We start from the raw sequence: 21,348 nt of genomic DNA on the forward strand, positions 1-21,348 counted from the left end.
CCGGGCCGGAACTTTTTTCACATTGAAATGTTTTTGTAACTATGAAGCATTGGCTTGTTTCTTTCCTGGTAATTTTTCTTTTTGCCCAAACCGCCTTTTCGCAGGTAAACACAGCAGCCCTTACCGCCTTTGTTCAGCGCATAGTAAAAGACAGGTCTTCTTCTTTTATTATTGAAGCTATACCACAGCAGAACGGCAAAGATGTATTTGAACTCGAAAGCCGCAAGGGTAAAATTGTATTGCGGGGAAATAGTGGGTTGTCTGTTGCTGCTGCCCTCAACTATTACCTGCAACAATATTGTAATTGCCAGATAAGCTGGAATGGCATTAACCTGCATTTGCCCGGTCAGTTGCCGGTAGTTACAAAAAAAGTGCACAAAGCCACGCCTTATAAATACAGGTATTATCTCAACTACTGCACCTTTCAATATTCAATGGCCTGGTGGGACTGGGAGCGGTGGCAACAGGAAATTGACTGGATGGCGCTCAATGGTATCAATATGCCGCTGGCGCTTACCGGTGAAGAAGCTATCTGGCAACAGGTATATAAAAAAATGGGCTTTACCGATAATGAGCTGGCAGGTTTTTTCACCGGCCCTGCCTATTTTTCGTGGTTGTGGATGGGTAATATCGACGGGTGGGATGGACCATTGCCACAGCACTGGATGAACCGGCAAAAGGAATTGCAAAAGCAAATACTGGAAAGAGAACGCAGTTTTGGAATGAAACCGGTATTGCCCGCTTTTACCGGTCATGTACCACCCTCGTTCGATCAAAAATTTCCCAATGCAAAAATAAAAAAGACCAATTGGGGCGCCGGTTTTCCGGATGTATATATATTAGATCCGGCCGATGCCCTCTTTGAAAGTGTTGGTAAACAATTTATCGAAGCACAAACACAGGAGTATGGTACCGATCATTTTTACAGTGCCGATACATTTAATGAAAATGTTCCGCCAACAAAGGACTCAGCCTTTTTGGATGCCATGAGTAAAAGGGTTTTTCAGTCCATGGCAGGCGCCGATGCAGCGGCAGTATGGGTGATGCAGGGCTGGATGTTTCATTATAATTCCGATTACTGGCAACCAACACAAATAAAGGCTTTGCTCAATGCGGTGCCTGATGATCACCTGATCATGCTCGATCTCTACAGCGAAAGCCACCCGGTATGGGACCGCACGGAGGCTTATTATGGCAAACCCTGGATCTGGAATATGCTGCATAATTTTGGCGGTAACATCAGTTTATGGGGTAGAATGGCCAACGCCGCAAAGGACCCCTCGGCCGCATTGCACCAGACAGCATCCCGTAAAATGGAAGGTATTGGGTTAACCATGGAAGGCATAGAACAAAATCCGGCGCTTTATCACCTCATGCTCGAAAATGTATGGAATGAAGCGGGTGTCGATCTGGTAAAATGGTTGCCCCAATATGCCACACAGCGATACGGCGTACACAATGAGCTCATTGATTCAGCCTGGCGTATACTCGAAAAAACGGTGTACAATGGCGGCCTGGGTGAAGGCGGGCCCGAATCAATTATAGTTGCCCGGCCTACCATCCATATGTTTGGCGACAGGGTAAGAACAAAACTGGATTACGATCCCAACAAACTGGTTTCGGCCTTAACGCTTTTTATACAAACCATTCCCAGCCTGCAGCAAAGCGACGGCTTTCAATACGATCTTGTTGATATCACCCGCCAGGTACTGGCAAATTATGCTACCCCGCTGCAACAAAAATGGGTGCTTGCTTATTTGCAGAACGATACGGGTTCTTTTACAAAATACACCCGGGAATTTCTGGAGCTCATGGATGATATGGATGAATTGCTGGCTACCCGCAAAGACTTTTTATTGGGAAAATGGATTGCCGATGCCCGCAGTTGTGGCGCCGATGAAAATGAAAAAAAATTATATGAGTTAAATGCAAGGAATGTGATCACCTTATGGGGCAATAAAGAAAGTGAATTGCATGAATATTCCTGCCGGCAATGGGCCGGTTTAATAAAGGGATTTTACAAACCGCGCTGGCAACAGTTCTTCACCTATTTGCAGCAGAAAATGGCCACCGGCGCCAGAATGGAGATGAACGATTTTGAAGCTGCTGTAAAAACATGGGAATGGAATTGGGTTAACAGCAACGATACGTATACAGCCTCACCAACCGGCAATGCCATCGAAGTGTCGAAGCGATTGTATACAAAATATATAAACAGGGTGAAGTGAGATGCTTTTTATGAAACAGTATATCTTATTCTTCACCATGTTAGCTGTTGCCGGTAATGCATGGGCGCAAACCGGTCCTTTACAATACGTAAATACATTTATTGGTACCACTGAGTCGAATGTGCGTACCAAATGGGGCAGTGAAGGCGGAACCTACCCCGGGGCGGTAGCGCCATGGGGTGCAGTACAGTTAACACCCGAAACGCGTACAACCGGCGGCAAAGGCTACGATTATCACGATAGCAGTATCTGTTTTTTCAGCTGTACACAGCATTTGAGCGGCTTCCCGAATGGCTCATCGGGCCGTGTGTATGTTATGCCGGTAAAGGCCGCCGGTAAATTTCGTGTAAATACCTATTCAAGACATTTTTCTCACCAGGCAGAAAAAGCAGCGCCCGGCTATTACCGCGTATCGTTCAGCGATGATCATACGCTTGTTGAAGCCACTGCAGGGGAACGAACAGGCCACTTTCGATTTACTTTTCCGCAAAAGGTAATACCAAAAATATTTATCGGCGATGCCGGTACATTAACCGTAAGGTCAAAACATGAAATAACCGGTACGGTAGGGAATGCATTATTCCGGTTTAATAAAGACTACATAACCCGTGAGGAGGTGCCCGGCGGCTGGTTGCTTACGTTTGCGCCGCAATCGGCGGGGCCCGTTGTAATTGAACTACAGGTAAGCTTTTCTACGGTAAACGTTGAAGGCGCTGTTTTAAATATGGCTGCAGAGAACAGTGGTTTTAATGAACGCCTGGAAGATACCCGCAATAAATGGCGCAAGGCATTGTCGGTAATTACCATTGATGACACCAGTGAAAGCAATAAGACCATTTTTTATACTGCTTTATACCATGCGTTATTAGTTCCCTGGATCGTTAATGACGCAAACGGAAAATACCGGGGCGCCGATGGCCATATTCATCAAACAACAGGCGCCCATCAATACAACACTTTTTCTCCCTGGGATACTTTTAGAACCTTGCATCCATTGCTGTGTTTGTTATTTCCCGGCAGGCAAAAAGATATGGTGGAGTCGATGCTCGATATTTACCGGCAAACCGGCTACCTGCCAACAGAGTCTATGACCGGTAATCATGCCATTGCTATTATTACCGATTCGTGGCTAAAAGGAATAAAAGTGTCGGATGGTTTGCTGGCATTGAATGCCATGAAAAAAAGCATGGCGGTGGGGCCTTTTATTCAATCCGATATGGAAGTTTACCGCAATAGGGGGTACATTCCATTTTCCTATCCCGAATCGGTTACCCGAACCGTTGAATATGCCTACAATGACTGGGCATTGGCTCAGTTTGCACAGGCAATGCAGGATTCGGCCACCTATGATCATTTTAGTAAGGCAGCTTTTAATTATCGCCACCTCTTTAATGCGAAGGAATTATTTTTATTACCACGTAATGGAAATGAATACAAATTACAGCCCGGTACTTTTGGCTATAAAGAAGGCGATGCGTGGGTATATTCCTTTTTTGTACCGCACAACGCAAAAGACCTGGTGAATATAATGGGTGGTGATCAGTCATTTGTTTCCCGGCTCGATTCAGCACTGGGTACTGAGCAGCTGGTGTTCGATAATGAAACCCTGTTCCATGTGCCTTACCTTTTTAATTATACCGATTCTTTCTATAAAACACAGCACTGGGTGCAAAAAATAATACATACCCGCTTTAGTGCAACACCTGGTGGCTTACCGGGTAATGATGATCTCGGCGCTACCAGTAGCTGGTTTGTCTTTAGTGCTTTGGGAATTTATCCGGTATGCCCCGGCCGTGCGGTATATGCTATTGGTACACCACTTTTCAGATCGGTTACTATTCATCTCGATAATGGAAAGCAATATGTGATCAGGGGCGGCAATATTGCTGCGAAAAACAGCTATGTAAAAAATGTATTGCTGAATGGCGTTCCTTACCACCGCTTATGGTTGTCACATGACCTGCTTGAACAGGGAGGCGAAATGGATTTCGTGATGGATGGGGTGCCGCATACCGAATGGGTGACTGATACCACTTTAACCGGCATGTCAGAAACGGTAAGCGATCCCGGCTTTCAGCTGGTCAATTATTGGTTGTCAAAAAACAGGGTGGCGCCGCATGAACCGGTATGGGTACATTTTGAATTGCAAAACACCGGCAGCACAGGTACAAAAAGGGTAACGCTGTTTGTAAATGGAAAAGTAGTTGCGCAAAAGAATTGCCTGGTGCCGGGCAATGCAACAATTACTGACTCTGTAATGTGCCGTTTGTATACGTTTGGAAAAACCAGTGTACAAATTGACGGGGCAACAGCCAAAGAAATTGACGTAAAACGGGCCGCAACCGGGTTCACCGGGCAGCCTGCGATCAGCGCACTGGTAATAAAACCGGTTATCCGTTCCGGTGAATCGCAGTTGATCACTTTCAATGTACAGAATACAGACGGGGAACCCCATACATTTTATCTTCCTGTAAGCATAAACGATTCATTGATTTGTACCGACACCATTTCTTTGCAGCCGGGAGCTATACAGCCTGTTGTACAGCTTGTGCCGGTTAAAAGAACGGGTGTGCTAACGCTTCGTGTTAATAATGCAGCAGCATTATTTAAAGTGTGTAGTGACAATATAGAGACGGCTTTACTTAATTTATCGGCAGTTGCTGCCGGTGACAGTGTAGTGATCGATAGCTCGGGTTTTGGGAATGATGGCGCCATTATGCGAGCCGCCTCGAATAAGCCTTCGACGGCACTCAGTACGCTACGTTTTAACAAAGACTGTTACATACAGGTGCCCAACTCAATACCTGTTGATAGCCTCGGCGAAACAATAACCATGATGTTATGGGTGTTTCCCATTGGAAAGAACGACGGATTGGTTGATCTGTTCACAAAAGGCGATTATCATGTATTGCAGGTAGCCGGTAATAAACAGCTTACTTTTTTTGCAGGCGGCTGGGGCAGGGGAGAATGCGAGGCGCCGTTACCAGCAAACTGGTTCAACAACTGGCATCACCTGGCCGGCGTTTGTGATGGCAATTATTTTAAATTATATATCGACGGCGTATTGAAAGGAACTACCCGTTTGCAGGACCGCATGAATTTATCTGCTCCCAACAAATGGACGATAGGCCGCAATGAAGAATTTCCCGGACAACGGATCTTTGACGGCTACCTGGACCATATAAAAATATTCGCCGCCCCTTTATCGGCAAATGAAATCCTGGCTATTATGAAAAAGGAGCAAATCCACTAGGCGATCTCAGCGGTCCGGGTGTTTCTTCTCAAATTATTTACAAGAAAAGGCCGCCCGGAGAGAGAACTTCGAACGGCCCTTTCGTTTGTGTATGTCGTTTACTGTTTGTTTTGCCGCTATTTATTCTCGATGCTGCCGGTTGTTCCGTCGGTGCCGTTGCCATTGGCTGCACTTTTCCGGAGTTGTTCCAGTAATTGCAGTCCCAGCAGGCCGTTGATCGGTCCGTTGGAGGCGTCACCGCCGCCGCCGATCAGGATATCGGGCATGATCTTGATCTGCTGGGCGCCAATTGCCTCCATCACCTTTAACTGGGTAAAATTGCCGCCACCCATGGCCTCTACCGCCAGTTTATAAGATTCTGCGGAGGACTTACCAATGGCGAGGATCTTCTCGGCCTCGGCATTACCTGTAAGCGAGATCTTTTCCGCATCGGCTTTTGCGATCCATTCTATCTTTTCGGCCTCGGCTTTGGCCAGCAGGCGTGTTTTTTCAGCCTCACCGCTTGCGAGGAGTTTCAGCCGGTCGGCCTCTGCATTGGCCTGCAGGCGAACGCTGTTGGCATCACCGGTGGCCTTTTTCACTGACGCATCGGCGATACGTTCTGCGATCACCACGCCCTGGTCGGCTTTTACGATATCTTTCTGGATCTCGGCAATGGCTGTTTCTTTTTCCAGGCTTTGCCGGGTTTCCTGGGCCTGTTTCTGCGTTTCGAAAGTTACTTTTTGTTCTTCGGCCAGTTTGCGGTCTGTCAGTGTTTTCATCAGGCTTTCTGGCGGAACAATGTCTCCGATCAGGGTGTCAACGCCAAAGACATTGTATTGCTCCAATACGTGGCCGATATGCGTACGGGCCGATTCCTGCCGTTCCTTTCTGGAACCGAGGAATGCGATCACATCGCTGTCCTGTGCAGAGTTACGGAAATAGTTGCCGATGGTGGGTTCCAGCACCTGGCTTACGAGGTTGACCATATTCCCGAACCGGGCGATCACTTTTGGCGCTTCTGTCGTCGGAATATGGATGATCTGTGCTACGTCGAGATTGAACGGGAAACCGTCCTTACTGCGTACAGTGATCGTAGAAAGGTTCTTATCCAGCTGGTGCGCCTCACTTCTGGCGGCGGCCCAGTTCAACACCAGGTTGGTGGTGGGCACCAGTTCCACTTTCAGGATAAAAGGGTTGATCGGGTACTTACCGGGTCCCAGTGGTTCTGCCCAAACACCTTTGCTTCCTTTTGCAACAATATTTCCGTGTTTAAATTCCACGCCACTCAGGTCTACGCCATCGTTGCCTACGTAGCTGATCACCACCCCTACATGCCCAATGGGGATCTCCGTCATCTTTACTGTCTCCATTTTAACAAACCAGGGGTTCAGGAAATAAGAACCGGCGAGAATGACCTGTTCCTGCAGGCCTTTATAACCGCCATTATTGAGAAATCCGTCCACATCCTGGAAGTTGTTGTGTTCGCCGATGATCTTGCCGGCGATCTGTCCTTCGCCCAGGGGTTTCCCTTCGCAGGTCGTTACAATACCAACGGCATTATCGGGTATGCTCACCATATCAGCTATCTCCAGTTCGAACAGCAGCGTATTGATGCGGTAAGAGCCCGGGGTGATGATCGCCGTTTGCCGTCCCTTTCTACCTCCATTCTTCAAAAAAGCTTCCGCATCCTGGAAGGAGTCACAGGCTACTTTTCTGGCAAGGATGTGACCGGTATCCAGCTCGGCGCCATCTTTCGCCAGCACCAGGCCTATTTTTCCGGTGGGAATGATTGTAAAAGGCTGGAAGGTAATGCTGTACTGCCAGAACCATTTGCCAAAGTATACACCGGGCGCCAGGGTCTGGGCCTGAAAACCGGCTTCGCCATCGATGGCAATAATGCGTCCTTCGGGCAGGCTTTGCCGGCCCATCAGAACGAACTTCTTGGTGACCAGGCCGATCCTGTCCTCAGGAACGATCACCAGTCCAAAAAATACCCGAAGGATAAGTCTGTAGAACAATAAGACCAATAAGGGGATACCAATGATCAGGCCCCATTTAACCAGGAAAGGAGTTGCCATGTGCTATTTGTTTTTTAAGGGGTTAAGGCTTTACATTTGTCGTTCATCGCTACCTGTTGACAAATATACGCACCTCCCCGGTTGTTTTATATGGCTTACGCAACCAACCTTAACATTTGTTGATCATTCCTTCCCGGTCGATTGTTATTTTTTACTGAACTATCAATTGCCGCTCGGCTACCTTATCGCCCAATTGATTGGTCAGTTGCAGTAAATAGGTGCCGCTGCGTAAATAACCTGGCAGCGAAACCGAAGTATGCAATGTTTGCTGGCCGGTAATGGACTGGCGCAGCAGGGGATGGCCCATCATATCAAGCAACAGCAAGGTATAGTTACTGTTTGTTAAACCGCCCAGGTCAAGGTTAACCAGTTTGTTTTTAACCGGGTTAGGGTAAACATCCATAACCAGCTCAGGGGTGGTTTTCATAGTTGCCCAGCTTATGGAGCTATACAGCACCGGGCCATTTTTCAGCACCAGTTTAAGCCGGTAATAATTTTTCCCGTTTGCGGGCCGGGTATCTATTGCGGTTTGTTGGGCGGTGGCCTGTATGGCCACCTGTTGCATGAATGTATAGTTTATGCCATCAGTACTTTTTTCCACTACCTGTTCGGCAAGGTCACTGGTGTTCTGCAATGTCCAGCTCAGTTTTACCTGGTCATTTACCACCGTTGATTGCACGCCGTCTATCAATTCAGCCAATACTACAAAGGAGCTATTGATCACCCAAAGGCCGGTTACGGCCAGCGGATCAAGACCGCCGCCACTTAAATTGGTGGTGGTAGGAAAATTGGTGCCATTGGTATAATCTACCAGGTTGGTAACAGGTGTCCTTTTTGTGTCAGGTGCAAATATGGAGTACCCATATATCATTGTATTGCTGGGGACCGACAGATCGCTGAAACGCAAAAACACGCCATCCCGGTTTTGAGCAGCACCTGTATTATTGCCTTCCAGTAACATCCTGGTTTCGCCGTCGTTTTGGCGCATGATCAGGTAATTGGCATTACCAATAATGCCGCTACCATAATAGGATGGACCTACAGAATCGGCCGTATAATAGGATGACGGATTTTGGGATGCATCCAGGGTTTTTATGGCTGCGATAACAAAAGGATCGTGCCCGCCCGCGGTACCCCATTCAAATACGCCAAAACCAGCCTTGGTATTATCTGTTGCTTTTATGCCGTTTGGAAAGATCACATCCATTCTTTCTATATTATTGTTATTGGTGGCAACATCATTCTGGAATAAATTATCTATGCCAACGTTTATGAGCCGTTGGGTATATACCCGTTCAAGACTGTCGTCATAGTCGGGTAACAGGGATGCCGTGCCGCCCGCATTTACGGCGCCTCCGGTTTGCTCTATTCGAAATGATTTCCGGTTCCCCGTTGCCGTGGCATTGTTAACTCTGCGAAATTTAACGTAGGAGGAAGCCGGTTCATAATGATAAACCAGTGAGTTGGCTGTAAATGAATCAATGATAACATTGTTGTTGGTGGTTTGAACGGCCGTACCAAATTTGTAGGTGTAGGAATTGCCGGCAAAACCGCTTGATGCATTGCCTGTGGCGCCTGTACCGGAATAGGTTAATGAAGTGGTGGCATTTACAGTATGCGTACTCACCGCCGTTACCGGGAACTGGGCCCTTGCTTCGTGCGATGAAATAAATAATAATACGGTTATAAAACCGGGCATCTTACAGCAGGCTGTAAGATGCGATGAGCTCAGGGTTTTCATTGAGTAAGGATTGAGTTGCTTTAAATAACGGTCATCCTCACTTAAAATTTTTATTTAAACTGAGCCCTGGTACGTCATTAACTTATGGCCGATTATTCATTTGCTTATATTTCTGATTTAAAGATCTATATACCTGTTAATATATGTAATAGAATTAATTGGAATAGAATTTCCAATTAGTTGGATGCCCGGTTTAATGCCAGGTGATGGTTTTTACGAGGGTTAATTACCTTGTTGGCGGTAGCTTTTTACCAGGCAAATTCGCCTTCTTTCCAGAAGAACTTTCCAGTTGGTGCATCATTGCTTACGGTTGCATATTTTACAATGATACCAACAGCCTGTTCCGGGGTTTGCGTGCCCTGATATTGATTGAGGTTTGTGGCAGTGTAGCCCGGTTCAACGCTGTTTATTTTGAAATTTGTATCCCTTAATTCCTTCGCTAAACTTACAGTAAAAGCATTTAATGCTGTTTTGGAACAACCGTATGCATAGAATGCGAGATCATGAGAAAAACTAAACCCAAGGGAACCTAATCCGCTTGAAACATTTACAATGCGTGGTTCGTTTGACCTTTTTAGCAGATCAATAAATTGTTGTGTTGTTTGCACGGCCCCGTAAAAATTAGTTTCAAATACTTTCCGCAAATTTTCAATATCGTATGTAGACATATTTTGAGTTATTAGTCCCCCTGAGATGCCTGCATTATTGATCAGCACATCCAATCGTTGTGATTTTGCTTCTAATTCCTGCCTGGCCGATTTTATTGAATTGAGGTCAGTTACGTCTATTTCAATAAATTCCACGTTGCTAAACCCTGATTCATTTAATTTTTGTTTTGCGGCAATTCCTTTGGCGCTGTCACGACTTCCCATGTAAACGTAATAACCAAGTTCGGCTAATTGTTTGGCTGTTTCAAAGCCAAGTCCCTGATTTGCGCCTGTGATCAGCACTGTCTTTTTTGTTGTCATTGTTCTATCATTTATTTGATGACAAAACTAGACAGGCCCTGGTGGAAAAAATGGTGAGGTGTTCTGATTAAATGGTGAGGTGTTCTGTTTTTGATTTTCTGTATTGAGAGGGCGTTAATCCTGTATAGTTCTTAAAGAATTTGGTGAAATTAGAAGGATCGTAGTCCAGGGTCCTTGCGATATCGTTGATTGGCTTGTTTGAATTTTCAAGCATCTCTTTTGAAATTTCTATTAATTTGTTCTCATAGATCTCGCAAGGCGATTTACCAAATACTTCGCTTACCGTGTCGCTCATATGGTTAGGAACTATAAATAAGCGTTCCGCAATTTCATTGAGTTCAATTGATTTTGTTACCTGGCCCGTTTTCAGTTCGGTTAAATGTTTGTCAAGCTCAAACAAAAACTGTTTCGCAATTTCTATTTTTCTGGGTGAGCTATTTTTTTCTTTATTTCCCATATGTCTCTAATTTACAGGAGTCGCTACGAAATTACTGGCTTTTATGTTGTTTCAAAAGGTAAATTAGTTCAATTCGTATTTTTCCCGTAACTTATTCAGTTGTGATTTCCTGGAACTCCAATCCCTTCTGTTCTGTATTCTTTCCTGTATCTCTATTTTTCCTGTTCCTGGGTAGTAATTTCAACTTTTTCAAAATGAAAATAGCAGTTCTGGCCCCTATAACCTGGAGAACGCCGCCGTTAAATTATGGACCATGGGAACAGGTTGCTTCGGTATTAACAGAAGCCCTGGTAAAAAATGATCTGGATGTTACTTTATTTGCCACCGGCGATTCTGTTACGAAGGCAAAATTGCAATCGGTTTGTCAAAAACCATTGGGCGAATATCCTGCCGATGCCAAAGTATGGGAATGCCTTCACATCTCCAATCTCATGGAACAGGCTTCGAAGTTTGATATTATACACAATCATTTTGATTTTCTCCCGCTCACCTATTCAGGATTGATCCGGTGCCCGGTTATTACTACGATACATGGATTTTCATCTGAACAAATTATTCCGGTATATAAAAAGTATAACGGTCATGGATGGTATGTATCGATCAGCCATTCCAACAGGCATCCCTCCCTTCGGTACCTCGATACTGTTTACAATGGTATAAATGAAGATCAATTTCAGTTTGGCCGGGGTGAAGGTGATTATTTATTGTATTTTGGAAGATTTCATGCAGATAAAGGCGCTTATGAAGCTATTCAGATAGCCATACAATCCAATAAAAAAATAATTCTTTGCGGTCTTATCCAGGATGAGTTTTATTTTAATGAAAAGGTTGTTCCTTACCTCAATGATGAATCAGTTGTATACAAAGGAAATGTTGGGCCCGTGCAGCGCAATGAGTTACTGGCAAATGCCCTGGCATTATTACACCCGATCAGTTTTGAAGAACCATTCGGGCTAAGTGTGGCCGAAGCAATGATGTGCGGCACACCGGTAATTGCTTTTAACCGGGGTTCTATGCAGGAATTAATTATAAACAGAAGGACCGGTTTTTTAGTTCAGGATATTGCTGAAGCGGTGAAGGCTACTCGTAATATTAAAAAAATAAGCCGGCAGGCATGCCGGGAACATGCCATGGCTAAATTCAGCAGCCAGGCAATGGCCAGGCACTATTTGCAATTGTACCAGAAAGTGGCGCGGAATGCAGGTGGCTTATAATCTACCACCTGCCGGCATAAACCCTGGTGTCGTAGCTAATGGTGATGGCGCCTGCCTGTTGGTATTTATCAAAAAGAGCTTTGAGCCCGGCTATCATTTCATCATGCTTTGGTTCGCCTTGCAGGGGCACGTACGAGGAAGATAATAATCTTCCCTTTAACCCCTCAAAGTTAAATACCTGTTGGTTGTTAAACGTGGCCAGGTCCATTGCCATTGGAGCAAAAAATGCCGCAATGTCATCCTGCTCTATATTGCGGTGTTTTACCTGAACATAATCATTCCCATACCTGTTGATCAATACTTCGTACTCCTGTTCAAATGGGGAATCTATCCGTCGCTCGTTCCATACCAATACCACTAATCCATGCGGTTTTAGTATGCGCATAAATTCCGTCCTGCTTTTTTCGGCATTGAACCAATGAAAAGCCTGACCTGCCATTACCGCATCAACGCTGTTATTGGCAAGCGTTGTATTTTCAGCTGTGCCAGGCATAGCGGTAAAACCGGGATGATCATTTAACAAGACTGTTGCTTTCGCCAGCATGGGCTCATTGGGTTCCACTGCGTACACGGTGTACCCGGCATCAAGGAACAGCTTCGTTAATATACCGGTGCCGGCGCCCACATCGGCAATGGTGCCGGCAGTAAAACCAAACCGTTCCTGCAAATAAGTTACAATGGCGGTGGGGTAGTGTGGACGGTACTTCACATAATTTTCTACCCTGTTACTGAATCGTTGGGTATTGTTCATATTATAAATTTACAAAAGGCTGCCAATTCTAAATGTCAACTGTAGTTGGTGTGCCTGGTTTCAACCAAACCAGTTTCTCTTTAATGTCTGAATGAATTACCTGGTCATACAGCTCTGCAGGCTGTTCATTGAAATGCTGCCAGCCTTCAAAGTGTGTGGGAATAAATTTCTCCATGTTCATCAGCCGAACAGTTCGAATGGCCATTTCGGTAGTAAAGGTCAGCGGCATATAGTTGATTTGTGGAAATCCCGCCTTGCCCACATGCAGTACACCGGTGTGCACTTTGAACCGTTTTGCGATCTCTTCAAGACCATCAAAATATACGGTATCGCCTGAGATATAAAGTGCGCCATGTTGCTGTTCTTCCCATTGGATCATAAATCCAATTACATGTCCGGATATTTTTGTTTGTTCCTGGGTAGGTGCATGCTGGCAGGGGGTGGCAGTGATGCGAAGGCCGGGTATTTTAGTGGTTGCAATATCAATGCTTTCCCATTCGTTGAGTGCTGTTACATTGTCTTGTGCCAGTCGCTCCACAGCTCCCGGTGTAGAGATGACCTGCTTTACTGTTTTAATAAATTCCCGGCCGGCATTGTCAAGGTTGTCTTTATGCTGGTCGTGGCTGAGCAGTACCAGGTCAACGGGGCCTATATCCGCTGGTTGAAGTTTGGGCGAGCCTGTTTTGTAAAGCGTGCGGGGGCCTTCGTATACCGTGCCTTCTTTGTCGAAGGCCGGGTCGGTAACAATAATAAATCCGTTAATGTTGATAACCATGCATGCCGTGTCGACCTGAGTGAAAGAAACTATCATGTATGTATAATGCTTTTTAGAATTTTGTTGTGAAAATAAGAAATATAAATTGAAGACACCGGGGCCGCCGCCACGTTTTTATCCGGACCTCTTCAGAAAGGAACTTGCGATCATGCTTCGTATTGACAAATATCATTGTGGGGTATGTACGGGAAAGATAATTTTGTTCCCAGCTAATAATCTGAATAATATGAAGATCGAAATTTATAATCCCAAAGAAGGGATTAAAGAATGGATAATAAATTATACTATCGACAAATTGATGGAGCTGATAGGATAGATAAAGAGATCGCAGCGGCCCGGGTGCATTTCAAAACGCGGTCATCGGCTCCCGATGAAGACAAAATATGTGAAATTGAGCTCACTATTTACGGCGATTCCCTCTTTATAAACAGTAAAGCCACGAGTTTTGAAAAGGCTGTCAGGGATGCCATGCAGGAGCTTTCGCAACGCATAGATGAACAGCTGAAGAATATGAAAGTGCCACTAAGTACTGTTGAACCAATACTTTGATTGCGCGGAAACTAGCTGGTAACAATGATCAGGAGTACAGTAATTAATGATCCTGATCATTTTTTACGTTTTTACTGAATAAAATCATACATTGACCTGAAGAAGATCAGGTCATACCACGCTGTATTGATAAACCTTTGCGATAGATTGCCTGAACGATTTGTTATATTACACATCATTTCTTCAGAAGAATAATTTTCCAAAGATCCAGGTTTACTGGCAATCCCTTCTCATTCCATGCCCGCATCCCGCATCCCGCAACCCCAAACCCAGGTTTTGGCTATGGGTTAATCTATTTATTCACTTTCAAAACTTTCTTTTAATGAAAAAGATCTTGGTTATTGAAGACAATGAACTGGTGAGGGATAATATTGCAGAGATGCTGGAATTAGCGAATTACCAGGTTTTTATGGCTGAAAACGGAAAAGAAGGCATTGTTTCTGCTATTAAGGAGTTCCCCGATCTGATCCTCTGCGACATCATGATGCCGGTTTTAGATGGTTATGGCGTATTACATATACTGAAAAAAAATGCTGCTTTATGCAACACACCATTCATTTTCCTGACAGCAAAAACCGACCGGACTGAATTACGTAAGGGAATGGACCTGGGAGCTGATGACTATTTAACTAAACCCTTTGATGAAACAGAATTGCTGGGCGTTATCGAAACCCGGTTGAAAAAAGCTGAAATGGCAAATCAACATGGCCAGGATGCGGTACAAACGACTGATTTCGGAAGCAGCATTACTGAGAGTGAGATGTTGCAGGTGCTTATTAATAACAGGGATACTAATATTTATAAAAAGAAACAGGTCATTTATTCAGAAGGAAACCGGCCATTACGGCTTTATTTTATACAAAAGGGAAAGGTGAAAACTTTCAGGACCAATCAGGATGGCAAGCAGTTAATAACGGGTTTATATAAAGAAGGTGATTTTTTAGGCTATACACCCTTAATGGAAGGTACCTCTTATCGTGAAGTGGCAGAAGCCATTGAACAGGTGGAGCTGGCTATTATACCCAAAGAGGATTTTCTGGAATTATTGAATACAAGCCGCGAGGCGGTAAGAAAGTTTACCATGTTGCTTACCCAAAGCATTGCTAAAAGGGAGGAAATGCTGGTAGGCATGGCCTATAATTCATTGCGCAGGAAAGTGGCCGATGCATTGATCGGCGTATACAGTATTTATAAGGAAAATATTGATATGAGCCGTCAGAACCTGGCTGCAATTGCCGGAACTGCAACGGAGTCAATGATCAGGACCCTTAATGAATTTAAGTGTGAACATTTGATCGATATTAAAGATGGGGTTATTACCATTCTCAATGAAAAGAGGCTGGCAAATATGATAAATTGAATGCCCGGGAAAAGCATGGGCAGCTGAAGGGCAGCCTTTTTAAGGAGACCGGCTGATGTAATGTGAAATAGAACAGATCATATTTCTTCCGGATTGGCCGGAATTAAAGTAGTTTCTTTTTTCTCCGGTTTTCTTACGATCACGCATTCGGTGGTTATAAACATGCCTGCTACCGATGCCGCGAATTCCAATGCCAGCCTGGTAACCTTCACCGGATCAATAATGCCGGTTTCAAGCAATTGTTCAAATTTTTCCGATTTTGCATTGAATCCAAAATCATGCTCACCCGATTTCACTTTCTGTACGATCTCTGAAGGTTCCTTGCCTGCATTTATTAATATTCTTTTTAATGGTTCTTCCAGCGCCTTCCGGAGTATTTCCAGCCCCGTACGTTCATCATCGTTACTGCATTCCACGTTGTTCAGTTCAGGCAGGCAACGGAGGAACGCTACCCCGCCTCCGGGAACTATGCCTTCTTCCATAGCAGCGCGGGTAGCGTTTAACGCATCATCTACAATGTCTTTTTTTATATTCAGCTCAATTTCTGAAGAAGCGCCTACATAAACGATGGCAACACCGCCAGCCAGTTTAGCCAGGCGCTCATGCAATTTTTCTTTATCATACTCTGAAGTAGTTGTTTTTAATTGTTCTTTTATTTGCGCTATTGTGGCATCGATATTTTTTTTATCACCTGAACCGCCTACGATCGTGGTCTTGTCTTTCGTTACAATTACTTTGGCGCATCGGCCAAGATGGGGAATATCGGCATTTTCAAGTTTTAATCCTTTTTCTTCTGCGATCACGGTGCCATGGGTGAGCACCGCGATGTCTTCCAGCATCTCTTTACGCCGGTCGCCAAATCCCGGTGCTTTTACCGCCGCTACTTTCAGAATGCCCCGGAGTTTGTTTACAACCAGAACAGCCAGCGCTTCTCCTTCCAGATCTTCGGCTATGATCAATAACGGTTCACTTGTTTGGGTGATCTTATCAAGCAGGGGCAGCATCTCCTTCATGCCCGAGATCTTTTTGTCATAGATGAGAATATAAGGATTGTCAAATACCACATTCATTTTTTCAGAATTGGTAATAAAGTAGGGCGATAGATAGCCACGGTCGAATTGCATACCTTCCACTACTTCAACATAGGTCTCGAATCCCTTTGCTTCTTCAATGGTTATTACGCCTTCCTTACCGGCTTTGCGCATGGCTTCGGCGATCAGTTTACCTATTTCAGGATTATTACCGGCGCTTATGGTGGCAACCTGTTCAATACGGGTACTGTCGGTACTAACGGTGATTGCCATTTGTTTCAATTTTTCTGTTACTGCTTTTACCCCTTTGTCAATACCTTTTTTCATTTCCATGGCATTGATGCCGGCTTCTACTTTTTTTAATCCGCTGTCGATCATGGTTTGGGCCAGTAGCGTAGCTGTTGTGGTGCCATCACCAGCGGCTTCGGCAATGCGTATGGCGGCATCCCTGATCATCTTAACACCCATTTCCTCAATGGGGTCTTCCAGTTCAATTTGTTTGGCAACCGTTACCCCGTCGCACGACATTTGCGGCGATCCATCCATTTTCTCAAACACAACATTCTTGCCACGTGGTCCTAATGTTATGATCACCGCTTTGGCAAGCCGGTCAACACCCGTTTTTAATTTTTTACGGGCGTCGAGTTCATATTCAATCTGTTTGGCCATATGAAAATATTTAAAAGGTAATTTACTTTAAAAGCACTCCCTCTTTTGCTGACCGCCATCAAACAGGCATACGATTATTGTCAGTTAGCGGCGGCCTGCCTAAAATTTCCACTTGAGCCGCAAGAATATAGTCTGCCTGGTTGCCTGCAATTGTTTTTCCAGTTCCAGAAAAAATGATTGATATATGAGGTCTGCATCAAGATGCGGGAGAAGCCTGTATTTTATTGAAGGGTATATAATAAACAAATTTATCCGGGGAGAATACACAAGGGTCAGGTTGCTGCTTAACGCCGGGTTGAATTCTTTTGATATGTTGGAAATAAAGCTCCAGCGGGCCGGCATCGGATTAACAGGGGAGGGGCGGAAAATAATTTTCCCCCAGCTATTGACGGGTTCATCGATGCCGCTCGTATTATGTAAAACGGAACCGCTTATAAACCAGCCTTTATTAAATGTATAACTTAATTCAAGGGAATAATTGAATCGGTTGGCTGAATCTTTTTCGGCAATAAATGCCTGTGCTTCTCCTTTGTATCCTACATTTCCCAGCATCCCTGACCAGCCAAAGCCAGCCGTTAATTTATTCTGGTATATGCCCCCCACCATTTGCAGGTGGTATCCCCGTTTATCAATAGAATACCTGGCTGCTGCAATGGATCTTTTTATGTTTCCATAGGGATTAACAGCTACGTCTATTGTGGATGAATCGGTAAAATTGTATTGGAATGAAACGGCATCAGTACCCGGGCGTTCTTCATAATCGAAATCAAGAAAGTTATAGGTATTGAAAATGTCATTGGGGTTCCAGGCTGTAGTTAAACCCCAGTTGATCCGTTGCCTGCCCAGCCGTATAGCCCATTTACGTTGACGAAATTCAGCCCAGCATCTATCTATATTGCTTTGAAAAACGAAATTGTTCCTGCTTATCCAAAGTGCCGATAAGTTCAGCCATTCGTTTTCATTCCTTAGCAGGCTGGCGAAACCGGGTGTATTGCGTACCTGGTCGCCCCAAAATATCCTGTTCCTTAGCTCAAAGGACCCGGTGATTGATTTATGCGGCTGCCAGGTAACATTGATGCGGTTATGCAGGAGATTGTTAGTGGTAAGGCTGCGGACGTCTTTTTCATAGTTGAACGATTCCATTTCTTTAAAGTATCCGCTGATCGCCAGTTTTTTTTCTGTTATGGCACTGTCCTGCGCGTTTACCATAATTGTGGAAGTGAGCAGGTATAATATGATGTATATTCTTGTCACGTGCCTGAATAGGATTGTTTCAAAGCTAATTTTCCTGCTGTTTGCGGGGAATGACCGGTAATTTTACATGTTGCAGTATAAATTGATACCCGATATTGATCACTGCAGCTCCGGTTTTATTTTTTCCATTGGCCTCATTTTTTTGAATATCAATTAGCCCAAAATTGCCACCTGCTTCTATAAACACGCTCCCTTTTTTCAACATATAATTCATGCCCAGGTGACCGCATATACCGGCATTAAACCGGTGCAGATCGCCTCTTATATTGTCTTTGCTGTCGAACGATTGTGGTTGTGAGCTAACAGGTTGGGTTTGGGCGTTATCGAGGTAAATATAACTGGAGCCCTTTGTGATATTCTTCGCATTTAAAAGGAAACTGACAAATGGCCCGGCTGCTGCATAGGCACTCCAGCGTTTTTTCAGATCAAAGTGATATTTTGCCAGTACTGGCAGCATCAGGTAATTTATCCTGGCTTCACTTTTATAGGTAGCATAGAGAAAGGCCGGCGCTTCACCAGGCGGGAACTGTTGCCGCATTTCATCAGGGATCGTAAATGCTTGTGTGCCGTTCTTTTTACCGCCTTGTGATGAATATTCCAATTGTGGTTGAATGGAAAAACGTTTGGCAAGATGAAACTCTGCATGAATGGCCGCATCGGCATCCAATCGTGAGCTATAACCGCTGCTTATAGCATTGTTTGAGCTGCTGGAAGTTAAGTTTGGAATACTTAATCCTCCTTTTATGCCGATATCGATCTGCGTTTGCGCAAATGAATTGTTTATGCTGGGAACTGATGCCACAAAGAGCAATGCTGCCAACTGTAATACTATTTTTTTCATGTTCAGAATTTAATTTGATGATTCAAAACAGTATACAAATCTACCGTTGCCATTGCAGGCAATTCAATGACTGCAATCAGCAGTGCATATGAAGTTGGTACAGACTCTCTTTCTGCAATACACTTGATGTGATGCAACCACCCAAAGACTTATTGCTGTTCTGCGTTATGTCCATCTTTTGCCACGAGTTCCTTCTTGCTCAGTACCTGGTTTTTAACCATGTCTTTTACGATCAGTTTACCATATTCATGTGCCAGCATCTCTGAGGAGGCCGGATCAAACGATTCGGTTTGTACCGAATAGATCAATTCCTTACTGGATACATCAAAAAGATTGCTTTCCCAGAAATATTTTGTGTTGGTAATATAATAACCAGGAGTATAAACCCGGTCGTAGATAGTAGTATAGTAACCCCAGAAACGATGATAATAGAAGGCATAGGGTGAATAATTCATTCGGCCCGGCACATAATATCTTTCTTTTTCCTTGTCAAGCAGCACAATGGTTATTACGGCATCGAAACCACTATTTTGCAATTTATCGAGAACCGCTTCTTCGTTCATTTGCCTGAATGCCTTTGCTCCAAATTCTTTCAGCGATGAGGTGGCATTATATCCCTGATTACTTAGATCGCCAACCAGGTGGTCTTCCATTTTTTGCCGGGTGAACATATCTGTGCCGCTTAGGGCAATAACCAGTATTTTATTATAATTCTTTGCAGGAAATTCAGATTTCCACGAATGGGTGACCCGTGATGAAGAGCAGGCACCCAGGAAAATCAGCCCAATGACAGGCAATAGTTTTATTGTGTTCATATCCTTTTGTTTTATTAAGGGCAATTTACAGTTGCTGAAACATGGATTCAATGATGAACGTCAATCGTGTATGAAATAATGGTCAGTTAAAGCGGATTATTATGTGCAGGCAAAGTATTATAATGCCGGTGCAATTCCCCGGCTAATGACTTTCGTGTTCATTGTCATTGCGGGAACGCCCTTGCCATTTCTTTCTGCAGGTACTTTTCTGACCAGGTGCCGGGGACTATTATGCGTTTAATTGTATACAGGGGTTCGGTGCTGCTTTTTTTACCGGTTAACCGGAAAGCGGCTTTGATGCCACGTTTTTTTAATTCAATAATGGCCGTTTCATTCCATATGCCGAATGGGTAGGCAAAATATTCCACCCGTTTTCCGGTAATAGCCTCCAGCTTTTTTACAGGGTTATCAAGCTGTTGCTCCCATTGTTCTGCAGTGATGTTTATTACCGGCGGATGATCATAAGTATGACATTCTACCGCGTGCCCCCTTTCTGCCAGCATTTTTATCTGTTGTGCCGAAAGATAGTTCTTCTTACCGATGCAAACGGTCATTATAAAAAAAACGCCCCTGAAGGCATATTTTTCCAAAACTGGGGCTGCAAGGGAAAAATGTGTTTCATGGGAATCGTCAAATGTTAACATAACAGGTTTTGATGGCAGGGGTGTTCCTTTTGTAAGATGATCATAGAGTTGACCGGGTAAAATAGTATGATAACCGCTGTCGTATAAAGCTTTAACCTGTTGCTCAAAATGAAATGCGCTGATCCTTAATTCGTTTTCCCTCGCCGGCTTTATATCAATGTTATGATAACAGAGGACCGGTATTTCCTTAAAATTCGGAATATGCTGGGCAGCAATTGCTGTAACAGCCATTAACAACAGTGTAATTTGTATGAAAGACTTATTTTTTTTCAATGGTTCTTTCTTTAAATCTAGGAGTATGTCCCTAATGGCTGTATGAGACCGGTCAAACCGCATTATGACTGTTCTCATGAAATACATTTACAGATGACAATCAGGTCATGCTATGATGACCATCATTTAAATGGGCCGGTAACGGAGGTATATTCGGTATAAAATATAAGATTACATTAAATTATACAGTTATGGCAAACAAACATTTTTGTCAAAGTTGCAGTATGTCTATGGATTCGCCCGAATTATTCGGAACTGAAAAGGACGGATCAAAAAACAGTGATTATTGTAAATATTGTTATATGAATGGTGAATTCACCAATCCCGGTCTTACACTGGAGGAGATGAAGGAACATATGATGAAGCTTATGGATAAAGATAAATTGCCTGACGATATCGTTGAGGTGGCAATCAACCGCTTGCCTTATTTAAAGCGCTGGAGTAAAAAAGTAACATTGCTTTAAA

Annotated in this window: 17 protein-coding genes; 6 read left to right on the plus strand and 11 right to left on the minus strand. The window is 44.2% G+C overall.

The genetic code is table 11. The features are described 5' to 3' along the window. Positions 1–41 precede the first annotated feature (41 nt). Both A3860_RS14340 and A3860_RS14345 read left to right on the plus strand, forming a co-directional pair. A complete protein-coding gene (locus A3860_RS14340; protein WP_081147403.1) occupies positions 42–2,228 on the plus strand; it encodes an alpha-N-acetylglucosaminidase in 2,187 nt (728 codons plus the stop codon). Positions 2,229–2,238: 10 nt separating this feature from the next. Continuing rightward, a complete protein-coding gene (locus A3860_RS14345) occupies positions 2,239–5,481 on the plus strand; it encodes a GH92 family glycosyl hydrolase (RefSeq protein WP_158085252.1) in 3,243 nt (1,080 codons plus the stop codon). A gap of 116 nt (positions 5,482–5,597) precedes the next feature. On the opposite strand, the gene A3860_RS14350 is transcribed toward A3860_RS14345, so the two are convergent. The 4 genes from A3860_RS14350 to A3860_RS14365 all read right to left on the minus strand — a co-directional run bounded on the left by A3860_RS14350 (position 5,598) and on the right by A3860_RS14365 (position 10,707). Then, on the minus strand, positions 5,598–7,541 hold the full coding sequence (locus A3860_RS14350; protein WP_081147405.1) for an SPFH domain-containing protein: 1,944 nt from the start codon (positions 7,539–7,541) through the stop codon (positions 5,598–5,600). A 151-nt stretch (positions 7,542–7,692) separates the two neighbouring features. Further along, positions 7,693–9,282 (minus strand): T9SS type A sorting domain-containing protein, encoded by a 1,590-nt coding sequence (locus A3860_RS14355; protein WP_081147406.1) that lies wholly within the window; start codon positions 9,280–9,282, stop codon positions 7,693–7,695. Positions 9,283–9,530: 248 nt separating this feature from the next. Continuing rightward, on the minus strand, positions 9,531–10,250 hold the full coding sequence (locus tag A3860_RS14360; protein ID WP_081147407.1) for an SDR family oxidoreductase: 720 nt from the start codon (positions 10,248–10,250) through the stop codon (positions 9,531–9,533). Positions 10,251–10,317: 67 nt separating this feature from the next. Further along, positions 10,318–10,707, minus strand: a complete 390-nt coding sequence (locus tag A3860_RS14365; RefSeq protein WP_081147408.1) for a helix-turn-helix domain-containing protein — start codon at positions 10,705–10,707, stop codon at positions 10,318–10,320. A 194-nt stretch (positions 10,708–10,901) separates the two neighbouring features. Here A3860_RS14365 and A3860_RS14370 point away from each other — a divergent pair, with 194 nt between their 5' ends. Then, positions 10,902–11,921: a glycosyltransferase family 4 protein gene (locus A3860_RS14370; protein WP_081147409.1), complete on the plus strand. Its 1,020-nt coding sequence runs from the start codon at positions 10,902–10,904 to the stop codon at positions 11,919–11,921. Between the two features lies 1 nt (position 11,922). Here A3860_RS14370 and A3860_RS14375 read toward each other — a convergent pair whose 3' ends face one another. Beyond that, the gene (locus A3860_RS14375; RefSeq protein ID WP_081147410.1) at positions 11,923–12,672 is read right to left on the minus strand and encodes a class I SAM-dependent methyltransferase; all 750 of its coding nucleotides are present in this window, start codon (positions 12,670–12,672) and stop codon (positions 11,923–11,925) included. 28 nt (positions 12,673–12,700) lie between these two features. Then, positions 12,701–13,483 carry an MBL fold metallo-hydrolase gene (locus A3860_RS14380; RefSeq protein ID WP_081147411.1) on the minus strand — a complete coding sequence of 261 codons (783 nt, stop codon included), beginning with the start codon at positions 13,481–13,483 and terminating at the stop codon, positions 12,701–12,703. Between the two features lie 231 nt (positions 13,484–13,714). Here A3860_RS14380 and A3860_RS14385 point away from each other — a divergent pair, with 231 nt between their 5' ends. Both A3860_RS14385 and A3860_RS14390 read left to right on the plus strand, forming a co-directional pair. Beyond that, on the plus strand, positions 13,715–13,996 hold the full coding sequence (locus tag A3860_RS14385) for an HPF/RaiA family ribosome-associated protein (protein WP_081147412.1): 282 nt from the start codon (positions 13,715–13,717) through the stop codon (positions 13,994–13,996). Between the two features lie 322 nt (positions 13,997–14,318). Beyond that, a complete protein-coding gene (locus A3860_RS14390) occupies positions 14,319–15,356 on the plus strand; it encodes a response regulator (RefSeq protein WP_081147413.1) in 1,038 nt (345 codons plus the stop codon). A gap of 77 nt (positions 15,357–15,433) precedes the next feature. On the opposite strand, the gene groL is transcribed toward A3860_RS14390, so the two are convergent. The 5 genes from groL to A3860_RS14415 form a co-directional block, all read right to left on the minus strand. Beyond that, positions 15,434–17,056, minus strand: coding sequence for a chaperonin GroEL (groL, locus tag A3860_RS14395; RefSeq protein WP_081147414.1), 1,623 nt, complete (start codon positions 17,054–17,056; stop codon positions 15,434–15,436). 99 nt (positions 17,057–17,155) lie between these two features. Continuing rightward, complete coding sequence (locus tag A3860_RS14400; protein WP_143774100.1) at positions 17,156–18,310, minus strand: hypothetical protein; 1,155 nt, start codon at positions 18,308–18,310, stop codon at positions 17,156–17,158. A 25-nt stretch (positions 18,311–18,335) separates the two neighbouring features. Beyond that, positions 18,336–19,151, minus strand: a complete 816-nt coding sequence (locus tag A3860_RS14405; RefSeq protein WP_081147416.1) for a porin family protein — start codon at positions 19,149–19,151, stop codon at positions 18,336–18,338. 149 nt (positions 19,152–19,300) lie between these two features. Beyond that, on the minus strand, positions 19,301–19,966 hold the full coding sequence (locus A3860_RS14410) for a hypothetical protein (protein ID WP_081147417.1): 666 nt from the start codon (positions 19,964–19,966) through the stop codon (positions 19,301–19,303). Positions 19,967–20,130: 164 nt separating this feature from the next. Continuing rightward, positions 20,131–20,841, minus strand: coding sequence for a polysaccharide deacetylase family protein (locus A3860_RS14415; protein ID WP_158085253.1), 711 nt, complete (start codon positions 20,839–20,841; stop codon positions 20,131–20,133). A 233-nt stretch (positions 20,842–21,074) separates the two neighbouring features. On the opposite strand from A3860_RS14415, the gene A3860_RS14420 reads away from it, so the two are divergent. Continuing rightward, positions 21,075–21,347 carry a zinc ribbon domain-containing protein gene (locus tag A3860_RS14420; RefSeq protein ID WP_081147419.1) on the plus strand — a complete coding sequence of 91 codons (273 nt, stop codon included), beginning with the start codon at positions 21,075–21,077 and terminating at the stop codon, positions 21,345–21,347. Position 21,348 lies beyond the last annotated feature (1 nt).

Source organism: Niastella vici, assembly GCF_002077945.1.
GTDB classification, from domain to species: Bacteria; Bacteroidota; Bacteroidia; order Chitinophagales; family Chitinophagaceae; genus Niastella; species Niastella vici.